The following is a 10,215-nucleotide window of genomic DNA, read 5'->3' as shown; positions in this document are numbered from 1 at the left end:
CCGGGTCCGGTGAACACCCCGCTGCTGCAGGAGCTCTTCGCGAAGGATGAGGAGCGCGCCCAGCGTCGTCTCGTGCACATTCCGAAGGGCCGCTTCGCGGAGCCGGAGGAACTCGCCGCGGCCGTGGCCTTCCTCGCGAGCGACGACTCGTCGTTCATCACCGGCTCGACCTTCCTGGTCGATGGCGGCATCAGCGCCGCGTACGTCACCCCGCTGTGATGGCCGTCGCCGTGAGCGACTCCGGGGACGACTCCGGCCGTTCGAGCGTGGCGGGGGATGCGCTGTTCCGGCCGGTCAGGGCCGGCAACGCGTTCGAGGAGACGGTGTCTCGGCTGCTGCAGACGATCCGGCTCGGGATCGTCGCGCCCGGCGAGGCCCTCCCGGCCGAAAGGGACCTCGCCTCGCGGTTCTCGGTGAGCCGGGACACGGTGCGGGACGCGATCCGGTCGCTCGCCGACGCCGGCTACCTGGTCTCCCGTCGCGGCCGGTACGGCGGTACCTTCGTGGTGGACGAGCTGCCCGCGAGGAGCGCCGGTGCCGCGATCGAGGGGCTGGCGCCCCCCGCGCCGCCGACCGCGGAGCAGATCGACGACATCCTGGGCCTGCGGGAGATCCTCGAGGTGGGGGCGGCGCGGGCCGCCGCGGCGCGCTCTCTCTCGGCCGAGGAGCGGGAGGCCCTGTGGACTCGGCTCGGCGAGACGGCGGAGGCGTCCATCGCCGACTACCGTCGGCTCGACTCCCGGCTGCACCTCACGATCGGCGAACTCGCCGGAGCGCCGTCGCTCGTGCCGCTCATCGCCGACAACCGGATGCGCGTGAACGAGCTGCTCGAGAACATCCCGCTGCTTCAGCCCAACATCGAGCACTCCAACCAGCAGCACGAGGCGATCGTGATCGCGATCCTCACCGGCGACGGCACGCGCGCGGCGTCGGCCATGCAGGAGCACCTCGAGGGTTCGGCCGCCCTGTTGCGCGGGTTTCTCGTCTAGTGCTCGTCTCGCGCTCGCGAGGTCAGGTGGGCCCCCGCCGCGCGGGCGACGGCGGCGGCGATCGACTCGAGGGCCGGGGAGTCGAGCGACCACTGCTGCCAGTAGAGCGGCACGTCGACCGCGGTGTCCGCATCGAGCAGCAGGAGCCGCCCATCGGCCAAGAGCTCCGCGCTCTGGGCGTCCGGCAGCATCGCCCAGCCGAGCCCGAGCGCCGTGGCCGTGACGAATTCGGTCGACGCCGGGATGAAGTGCCTGGGCGGGCCGAGGACGTCGCCGCTGCGCGCGAGCAGGTAGCGGTCCTGCAGGCTGTCCGCGCGATCGAAGACCAGCATCGGGGCGACCGCGAGCGCCTCCACGGTCGGGCCGTGGGGCATCCACCGAGCCGCGAATCCGGGACTGGCCACAGCGCGGTACCGCATAGACCCCAGGTGGGAGACGGTGCAGCCCTGCACGGGATCCGGCTCGGAGGTGACCGCGGCCATCACGGTCCCCGCGCGCAGCAGCGCGGCGGAGTGGTCCTGGTCGGCCAGGTAGAGGTCGAAGGAGATGCCGTCCAACCCCGCGAGGGCGGGGAGCAGCCAGGTGGCGAGGGAATCCGCGTTGATCGCCAGGGGAACGCTCGTGACGGCGGTCTCGGCCGGGTTCAACGCCGCGACCGTGTCGTGCTCCAGCAGCTGCACCTGGCGTGCCAGCTTCAGAACCACGAGGCCGGAATCGGTGAGCCTCGCGGGTTTCGACCGTTGCACCAGCACCCGACCCACCTGCTGTTCGAGCGACTTGATGCGCTGGCTCACCGCGGACGGGGTCACGCGCAGGGCGCGGGCCGCCGATTCGAAGCTCCCGGTGTCGATGACGGCGGTGAGCGTCCTGAGCTGGTCGAGGGGGAGATCCATGTGAAGCAATGCTAATGAATGATAAGAAAGTTTAGTTGGACTACTTGAGGCGGGCTTCGTAGGGTTCGAGGATGCTCCTCCTCACCGTGCTCGCCGGGTTTGCCGCCGGCGGCTCCCTCATCGTGGTGATCGGCGCACAGAACGCCTTCGTGTTGAGGGTGGGTCTGCTCCGGCAGCACGTGCTGCCCGTCGTGGCGATCTGCGCGCTCTCCGACGCCGTGCTCATCTTCGCGGGGGTGGCCGGCGTCGGCGCCCTGGTGCGGGCGGCGCCCGTCGCCCTCGAGATCGCCCGGTGGGCCGGGGCGGCCTTCCTCATCGGCTATGCGGTGATCGCGGCCAGGCGGGCATTCCGGCCGGGCGCGCTCGAGGCGTCAGCGGCTCCCCGGATGTCGCTGGCGGCCGCGGCGCTCGGCTGTCTGGCGCTCACCTGGCTCAATCCGCACGTGTACCTGGACACCGTGGTGCTGCTCGGCTCGCTGGCCGCCACGCACGGTGACGGCGGACGCTGGCTGTTCGGCATCGGCGCAGCGGCGGCCAGTGCGGTCTGGTTTTCGGCGCTTGGCTTCGGCGCCCGGTTTCTCGCCCCGTTGTTTGCGAGGCCCGTGGCGTGGCGGGTGCTCGACGGTGCGATCGCCGTCCTCATGCTGACGCTGGGGGTGAGCCTGCTCGTCCCCCGATGACCGACGGCTACGGCGTGGGCGGAGGAGTCTTCGCGCGGCGCGGCACCCGAGGTGTCCTGGTGGAGGGTCTCGCGGACGGCAGGACCTCGGTCTCGGCGTTCGAGGACGTGGCCGGGGTTGCCGCCGGCGCTGTCGCCGCCGGCCTCGTCGTCGCGGGCTTCGTCGCGGTCGGCGAAGTCGCCGCCTTGCTCGCGGAGGTCGCGGGCAGCACCTTGGTCTCGGAGGCCACGGGCAGGACCTTGGTCGCCGAGTCTGTGTTCACAGCCTCGGCGGTCTTTGTGGGGTCGGGCGTCATGGCCGGCTCGGGCGTCTTTGCCGGTGCGGGCGTGGTGCTCGCGGAGGGAGTTGCTGCGGCAGGCGCGGGCGCGACGGCCGAGGGTGCCTTCGCCGTAGCAGCGGGGGCCGTGGCCGCCGGGGTGGCCGGAGTCGGTGCGACGGTCGCGAGCGAGGTGGTGGGGGTGCCGGCCGCCGGGGTCTCGCCCCAAGGCCCGACGCTCGGACCGGTAGACGGACCGACCGGAGGGGTGGCCGCCGGCTTCGCGGGCTTCGGCGGTTCGTGGCGGGCCACGTAGAGCTGGGCGGCGTGAGTGGCCACGAGCAGGAAGCGGACGAGGAGGAAGATCAGCCCGATCGCCACCGAGAGGAAGAGCAGCATGAAGAACGCCCACACGGCAACGCCGAGCAGCCCCGCGAAGCCGAAGCCCATGTCCTGGATGTTGGGGATTAAGGGGTTGTGCATGCCTACTCCTCTAGCTCGTCAGCATCACGAGACTGTTCGATTATGGTGCCCACGGCGATCGCGACGGTCGCCGCCCAGCTGATCCACATGAGGATGAGCCGCCAGTCCCGAGGGCCGCGTCGCGTGGTCTGGAGCGTGCTCCAGCCTCCGAGAATCGCGCTGATCAGAGTGCCGCTGAAAATGAACTTGCGCATGACCGCCTCCCCACTGTGGTGGGTTCAACGCTACCCCGTCACCGGGAAAGCGCACACCCGGGCATAGAGTTGACTGCCGAGAAGCGGCGAGCCGGTCGAAGGGGTGCGATGCGTACAGCGATCCTGGGCGCGGCACTCGTGGTTGTGGGCCTGGTCGCGGTGGCCGTCGGCATCCTCCCCGTGCCGGATGCCCTGGCGATTGCCGACCGGGTCTGGCCGATCCTGCTCTTCGTGATCGCGATCACCGTGGTCACGGAGCTCGCGGCCGCCGCCGGGCTCTTTCGCGCGGTGGCCGAGCGCACCGCCAAATGGGGAGCCGGTCGGGCCTGGCTGCTCTGGCTGCTCGTGCTCGGGCTTGCCGTGCTCAGCACGATCTTCCTCTCCCTCGACACGACGGCGGTGCTGCTTACCCCGGTCGTGGTGATCCTGGCCCGGCATGTCGGTCTGTCGCCCCTACCGTTCGCGCTCACCACGGTGTGGATAGCGAACACCGCGTCGCTCCTGCTCCCCGTCTCCAATCTCACCAACCTGCTCGCCGAACACGAACTGGTGGGGATCGGCCCGCTCGAGTTCGCCGCTCTGATGGCCGCGCCCGCCGTGGTGTCGATCGTGATCCCCGCCGCCATCCTGTTCATCGTCTACCGCAAGGACCTCATCGCACGCTACGAGCCGAAGGCGAGCCGTGAGGTGGAGGACCGCGTGCTGCTCATCGCCAGCGGCGTGACCGTGGCGGTGCTGATGCCGCTGCTCGTTTCCGGAATCCCCGTGTGGATGCCCGCCCTGGGCGCCGCGCTGGTGCTCGGCGGGTTCTTCCTCGTGCGTCGACCCGCCGTGATCCGCTTCGGCCTGCTGCCCTGGCAGCTCGTGCTGCTCGCGGCCGGGCTCTTCCTCGTGGTGGAGGCCGCCCATTCTCTGGGGCTCGGCACCCTGCTCGCGGCGATCTCCGGCACCGGGCACGATCCGCTGAGCCTGCTGCAGCTGTCGGCGACCGGCGCCCTCGGCGCCAATGCGATCGACAATCTCCCGGCGTACCTCGCGCTCGAGCCCGTCGCGGGCGACCCGGTGCGTCTCGCCGCCCTGCTCATCGGGGTGAACGTCGGCCCGCTCATCACCCCGTGGGCCTCGCTCGCCACGCTGCTCTGGCACGAGCGGCTCAAGGCGCTCGACGTGCACTTCTCCTGGGCCCGATACTGCCTGCTCGGGCTCATCGCCGCGCCGCTCACGGTGGTGGCGGCGACACTCGCCCTCTCTCTGGCGCACCCCGCCTGAGTGCGGCCACGAGGGGAAGTCGTCGTATTCGGCCGTCGGTCGTGCCTGAGGGCAAGCTGGTAAGAAACTGGGAAACTGACCGATCGGACAGTGCCTGACCGATCGGTCAGATAGGTTCGCAGGATGTCCACCTCGTCCGAAGACCTGCGCGCGATCGCGCTCGGCGAATTCGCCACCGCCGGCTACTCGGCAACCTCGCTGCACCGCATCGCCGACATCGCGGGGCTGTCCAAGTCGAGTGTGCTCTACCACTTCTCCTCGAAGGAGACCCTGCTCGAGGCCGCCGTCGCCCCGGCGATCGATCGGATGGAGCAGATTCTCGAGGGTCTCGAGTCCACCAGCCTCGCCGCGGAGGGCCGCGGCGCCTTCCTCGTCGAGTTCGTCGACTTCATCCTGCAGTACCGCCGCGAGGTGCACATCTTCATCAACCAGGGTCCGTCGCTCGTCGCCGTGCCGGTGATCGACCGCGCAAACGACCTCGTGCGCCGCCTTGCCGCCTTCTTCGCGGCCAACACCGCGTCGCTCGAGGAGAAGATGCGCTTCGGCATCGCCCTCGGCGGTGCCGCCTACATGCTCTGCACCGAGGATTCCCTCGCCCTGCAGTCGGCACCCCTCGACGAGACCAGGGCCGCTCTCGTCGCCATCCTCACCGGGCTCCTGTCGCCGGTGGACGCTACGCAGAAAATCGAGGACTGATCGTGGCCACTCTCCTGTATCGGCTCGGCCGGTTCTCCTACCGTCGGGCCTGGATCGTGATCGGCGTTTGGATCGCGCTCTTCGTGGGCGTGCTCGGCGGCAGCGTGGCCCTCGGCGGCCAGACCCAGGAGTCCTTCGCGATCCCCGGCACCGAGTCCCAGAACGCCCTCGACCGTCTGGACGCCGTCTTCCCGGCGGTCGCGGGGGCGAGCGCGCAGGCCGTCGTCGTGGCCCCGAAGGGCCAGTCGGTCGACAGCCCGGCCTCCACCGCGGCGATCGAGAAGATGGATGCCGCGATCGAGAAGATCCCGGGAATCGACTCCGTGCTCAGCCCCTTCTCGCAATACGCGGGCAGCGCCATCACCGCGGACAAGAACATGGCTCGTTCCCAGATCCAGTTCACCGGGGCGTCGAGCGACGTGAAGCCGGGCACCCTCACGGCGCTCAAGGCCACGGCCTCGATCGCTGAGGATGCCGGGCTCACCGTGGCCTTCGGCGGCCAGGTCTTCCAGGACAACACCTTCGGAATCACCATCACCGAGGTCTTCGGCCTGCTCTTCGCCGCCGTCGTGCTGCTGATCACGTTCGGGTCGCTCATCGCGGCCGGCATGCCCCTGCTCTCCGCCATCCTCGGCGTGGGCATCGTCATCGGCGGCATCAGCGCGATCTCCGCGTTCACGACGGTGTCGAGTTCTGCGCCGCTTCTCGCCCTGATGATCGGCCTCGCGGTCGGCATCGACTACTCGCTCTTCATCCTCTCGCGGCACCGCAACCAGCTGGCCAACGGCGAGGACCCGGAGGAGTCCGCGGCCATCGCCGTCGGCACCGCGGGAAGCGCCGTGGTGTTCGCCGGCGTCACCGTCATCATCGCCCTTCTCGGCCTGCTTGTCGTCGGCATCCCGTTCCTCAGCGTGATGGGGGTCGGTGCGGCCTTCGCCGTGCTGGTCGCCATCGGCGTGGCGACGACCCTCGTGCCCGCGCTGCTCGGCCTGATCAAGGGACGGCTCACCCCGAAGCCCGGGTCGCGGGCCTACCGCCGAGCCACCATGCACGAGGAGGGAAGCAAGCCCACGATGGGCCTGCGCTGGGTGAAAGGCGTGATGAAGCGGCCAGTGCTCGCGACCCTCGCGGTCGTGGCGATCCTCGGCACCCTCGCCATCCCCGCCCTGAGCCTCACGCTCAGCCTGCCCGACGGCGGCTCCGAGCCCAAGGGGTCCACCCAGCGGCAGGCCTACGAGCTCATCAAGGAGGGATTCGGCCCCGGCTACAACGGACCGCTCATCGTCGCGGTCGACATCACCCAGACCACGGCGATCCAGGACGACCTGGCCGCCATCGGCAAGAAGCTCGGCACCCTCAAGGACGTGAGCTACGTGAGCATGGGGATTCCGGATGCGGGACTCGACACCGCGATCATCCAGGTGATCCCGTCCAGCGCACCGGACGCGACCCAGACCAAGGCTCTCGTCCAGTCGATCCGGGATCTCGCGCCGTCGATCGAGAGGCAGTACTCGACCCCGATCTTCGTCACCGGCGCGACCGCGGTGGGCATCGACATCTCCAACCGGCTCTCGGCCGCCCTCATCCCGTTCGGACTCATCGTGGTTGGCCTCTCGATCGTGCTGCTCATGATGGTGTTCCGCTCGGTGCTCGTGCCGATCAAGGCGGCGCTCGGGTTCCTGCTCTCGGTGATCGCCTCGTTCGGCGTCGTCGTGGCGATCTTCCAGTGGGGATGGCTCGGCGACCTCCTCAACGTGGAGAACCCCGGCCCCATCCTGAGCTTCATGCCCATCCTGCTCATGGCGGTGCTCTTCGGCCTCGCCATGGACTACGAGGTGTTCCTCGTCTCCGGCATGCGCGAGGAGTTCGTGCGCACCGGCAACGCCCGCGAGTCCGTGAGCCGCGGGTTCGCCAACGGTGCGCGCGTGGTGACGGCGGCGGCCCTCATCATGTTCTTCGTCTTCTTCGCGTTCGTGCCGGAGGGCTCGGGCACCATCAAGCCGATCGCCCTCGGTCTCGCGGCCGGAATCGCCTTCGATGCGTTCCTCGTGCGCATGACCCTGGTGCCGGCCATCATGACCTTGCTCGGGCGGGCCGCCTGGTGGATGCCCGCGTGGCTGCAGCGGATCCTTCCGAACATGGACATCGAGGGCGAGCACCTGCGGGAGCACCGGGAGGCCGTGGTCTGGGCTCTCGACCAGCGCGGCTCCTCGATCAGCGCCGAGGACCTGGTGGCCGGTTCGGCCGAGCGACGCGTCGGCCCGCTCAGCATCGCGGTCGCGCCAGGTTCGCTCGTTCTCGCGAGCGGTGACCCGACAGACCGCCGGCTGCTCGGCGCGACCATCGCGGGCCGCCTCGACCCGGTCGACGGCCGGCTGCAGGTGGCCGGGCATCCGCTGCCCTCTGAAGCGGGGAGGGTCTCGCGACTCGTCGCGATGGCGGACATCGGTGGCCTCGAACGCACCGAGACCTCGGTGACCCTCGGCGAGCTCCTCGAGGAGCGCGTGGCGCTGACCCAGCCCTGGTACCGCTTCGCACGTCGTCGACACCGTGTGGCCCGGTGGATCGCGCGCATCAACTCCGTGCTCGCCGAGGTCGCCCCGGCCGACGCGGTGCCGGTGAGCACCGCATCCACCCTGCAGCAGTTGCCCCAGCGGGAGCGTGCAGTGGCACTCGCGAGCGTCGCCCTCGCCGAGGGCACGCCGGTCGTGATCCTCGACCAGCTCGACAGCTTCGCGCTGTCGGCAGACGAGGCCGACTTCCTGCGCGCCCTGTGCCTGCTCGCCCCGGCTACGGCCACGCTCGTGCTCGGCACCCCCGCCGCGGTGCGAGCGCCCACCTCCCTCGCGATCGACGGTCGACCCCTGGTCACCGTCGACCTCGCCTCGCTCGACGCCAGAGGAGTACTCCAGTGAGCCAGTCAGTCACCCCGGTCGGCCGCAGAAGGTGGCTGCGCACGGCGGCCGTCGCCGCCGTCGTGGTCGTTCCGCTCGCCTTCGCCGGGCTCTTCGTCGGCGCCCTCTCCAATGCCGACAAGGCGGTCGACCGCATTCCCGCGGCCATCGTCAACAGCGACAAGCTCGTCTACACGACGGCCGCCGACGGCACGAAGTCGCCGGTCTTCGCCGGGCGCCAACTCGTGACGGAGCTCACGGGCAGCAGCAAGGGCTTCGACTGGACAATCACCAACGCGGCGGACGCCAAGAAGGCGCTCGCCGAGGGCAAGGTCGACGCCATCCTCACCGTTCCCAAGGACTTCTCCACGTCGATCCTCTCGCTCAGTTCGACCAGCCCGAAACAGGCAGACCTCGCCATTCACACGGATGACGCGCACAGCTACCTCACCGGCGCGGTCGCGCAGGCGGTCGGCGACGGCATGGTCAACACCTTCGGCAAGACGATCACGGAGCAGTACATCTCGGGCATCTACAAGAGCGTCGGCACCCTCGGCGGCTCGCTGAGCACGGCGGCGACCGGGGCGGGCGCCCTGTCGAGCGCGGCGACCAGCCTCAGCGGCGGGCTGTCTTCCCTGTCCGGTGGCGCGGCATCCGCCCAGTCCGGCGCGGCATCCCTCTCGAGCGGCATCGCGAAGTACACCGCGGGCGTCGACTCGCTCAGCAAGGGACTCGGCACGCTGAACGCGGGCGCGGCGAGCCTCGGCCAGCTCGGCCAGGGCATCTCGAACTACACCGGCGGCGTCTCGCAGCTCTCGGCCGCCCTCGTCGCGGCGAACACCGACCTGCAGAACGGCGTGCCGGGTGCCGAGGCCACGATCAACGCCATCAGCGGCCAGCTCGCGCAGGCGGCGGCCGGCGGATCGGCGCTGACCCAGCAGGCCACCGGCGCCCTCGGCGGAATCCAGTCGGGCATCGGGCAGAGCGCGGGGGGTGCCGCGAAGCTGGCGGCCGGGTCGGCGGGCCTCCGCTCGGGCGCGAGTTCGCTCGCGGGCGGAATCGGCAGCCTCTCCAGCGGCGCGGCGTCGGCCTCGTCCGGGGCGAGTCAGCTCGCCACCGGCGTCACCCAGCTCGCGACCGGCCTCAAGTCGGGCGCCGACCAGCTGCCGGCGAGCGATAGCCGACAGGCGGCCGCCTCGGCGAAGGTGGCCTCCGATCCGGTCTCGCTCACGGTGACCAGGGACAACAAGATCGCCGACATCGGGCAGGTGATCGCCACCTTCTTCGTGCCGCTCGGGCTCTGGGTGGGCGCCCTCGCGGTGTTCCTGGTGCTGCGGCCGGTGACCCGGCGGGCTCTCACGTCCAGCGCGGCGAACGGACGCCTGCTGTTCTCGACCCTCGCCCGGGCGAGCGCCATCACGATCGCTCAGGCGCTGCTGCTCGTGGGGCTGCTGCACCTGAGCCTCGGCGTGGCCTGGTCCTCGCTGCCGGCCACCCTCGGCTTCGCCGTGCTGATGTCGCTCGCGTTCACGGCCTTTCACTACCTGCTCAGCCTGTGGCTGGGCCGCGCGGGGCTCGTCGTGTCGCTCCTCGCGCTCGCCATCCAGGTGACGTCGACCGGCGGGCTGTATCCGGTGGAGTTGCTCGCCACTCCGTTCCAGTGGGTGAGCCCGTTGCTTCCGCTCACCTACGGGGTGCAGGGGATGCAGGGGATCATCGCCGGGGGATCCGTCGGACCGGTGGTCGCGGCGGCTCTGACCCTCGCGGGGTTCGGGGTGGGCAGCGTGCTCGTGTCCCTCGTCGCCATCCGTCGGTCGCGACGGGCGCTCGCCCTCGGGCTCGCGCCGGTGCCGGCCTGATG

General features: G+C 70.4%; 10 protein-coding genes. 7 read left to right on the top strand and 3 right to left on the bottom strand.

Annotation, left to right across the window (positions count from 1 at the left end; genetic code table 11):
* On the top strand, positions 1-219 hold a 219-nt coding region (locus ACHZD8_RS05600), incomplete at its 5' end, for an SDR family oxidoreductase (RefSeq protein ID WP_394769177.1).
* Complete coding sequence (locus tag ACHZD8_RS05595; RefSeq protein WP_394769176.1) at positions 219-989, top strand: FadR/GntR family transcriptional regulator; 771 nt, start codon at positions 219-221, stop codon at positions 987-989. The genes ACHZD8_RS05600 and ACHZD8_RS05595, both read left to right, overlap by 1 nt.
* On the opposite strand, the gene ACHZD8_RS05590 is transcribed toward ACHZD8_RS05595, so the two are convergent.
* Positions 986-1,882 carry a LysR family transcriptional regulator ArgP gene (locus tag ACHZD8_RS05590; protein ID WP_394769175.1) on the bottom strand — a complete coding sequence of 299 codons (897 nt, stop codon included), beginning with the start codon at positions 1,880-1,882 and terminating at the stop codon, positions 986-988. The genes ACHZD8_RS05595 and ACHZD8_RS05590 overlap by 4 nt on opposite strands.
* Positions 1,883-1,953: 71 nt before the next feature.
* Between ACHZD8_RS05590 and ACHZD8_RS05585 the strand changes: the two genes are divergently transcribed.
* The gene (locus ACHZD8_RS05585; RefSeq protein WP_394769174.1) at positions 1,954-2,562 is read left to right on the top strand and encodes a LysE/ArgO family amino acid transporter; all 609 of its coding nucleotides are present in this window, start codon (positions 1,954-1,956) and stop codon (positions 2,560-2,562) included.
* A 7-nt stretch (positions 2,563-2,569) separates the two neighbouring features.
* Here the strand turns inward: ACHZD8_RS05585 and ACHZD8_RS05580 are convergent, their stop codons facing one another.
* Together ACHZD8_RS05580 and ACHZD8_RS05575 are read right to left on the bottom strand one after the other, a co-directional pair.
* A complete protein-coding gene (locus tag ACHZD8_RS05580) occupies positions 2,570-3,301 on the bottom strand; it encodes a hypothetical protein (RefSeq protein WP_394769173.1) in 732 nt (243 codons plus the stop codon).
* 2 nt (positions 3,302-3,303) lie between these two features.
* Positions 3,304-3,495: a hypothetical protein gene (locus ACHZD8_RS05575; RefSeq protein WP_394769172.1), complete on the bottom strand. Its 192-nt coding sequence runs from the start codon at positions 3,493-3,495 to the stop codon at positions 3,304-3,306.
* Between the two features lie 108 nt (positions 3,496-3,603).
* Here ACHZD8_RS05575 and ACHZD8_RS05570 point away from each other — a divergent pair, with 108 nt between their 5' ends.
* The 4 genes from ACHZD8_RS05570 to ACHZD8_RS05555 all read left to right on the top strand — a co-directional run bounded on the left by ACHZD8_RS05570 (position 3,604) and on the right by ACHZD8_RS05555 (position 10,213).
* Positions 3,604-4,764, top strand: coding sequence for an SLC13 family permease (locus ACHZD8_RS05570; RefSeq protein WP_394769171.1), 1,161 nt, complete (start codon positions 3,604-3,606; stop codon positions 4,762-4,764).
* Between the two features lie 123 nt (positions 4,765-4,887).
* Complete coding sequence (locus tag ACHZD8_RS05565) at positions 4,888-5,460, top strand: TetR/AcrR family transcriptional regulator (RefSeq protein ID WP_394769170.1); 573 nt, start codon at positions 4,888-4,890, stop codon at positions 5,458-5,460.
* 2 nt (positions 5,461-5,462) lie between these two features.
* The gene (locus tag ACHZD8_RS05560) at positions 5,463-8,375 is read left to right on the top strand and encodes an MMPL family transporter (RefSeq protein WP_394769169.1); all 2,913 of its coding nucleotides are present in this window, start codon (positions 5,463-5,465) and stop codon (positions 8,373-8,375) included.
* Positions 8,372-10,213: a YhgE/Pip family protein gene (locus ACHZD8_RS05555; protein ID WP_394769168.1), complete on the top strand. Its 1,842-nt coding sequence runs from the start codon at positions 8,372-8,374 to the stop codon at positions 10,211-10,213. Before ACHZD8_RS05560 ends, ACHZD8_RS05555 begins: the two co-directional genes overlap by 4 nt.
* Positions 10,214-10,215: the final 2 nt, after the last annotated feature.

This window comes from Lacisediminihabitans sp. (assembly GCF_043726815.1).
In the GTDB taxonomy this organism is placed as follows: Bacteria; Actinomycetota; Actinomycetes; order Actinomycetales; family Microbacteriaceae; genus Lacisediminihabitans.
The sequence above is the reverse complement of the archived record's forward strand: the minus strand, read 5'-3'. Positions and strand labels throughout refer to the sequence as shown.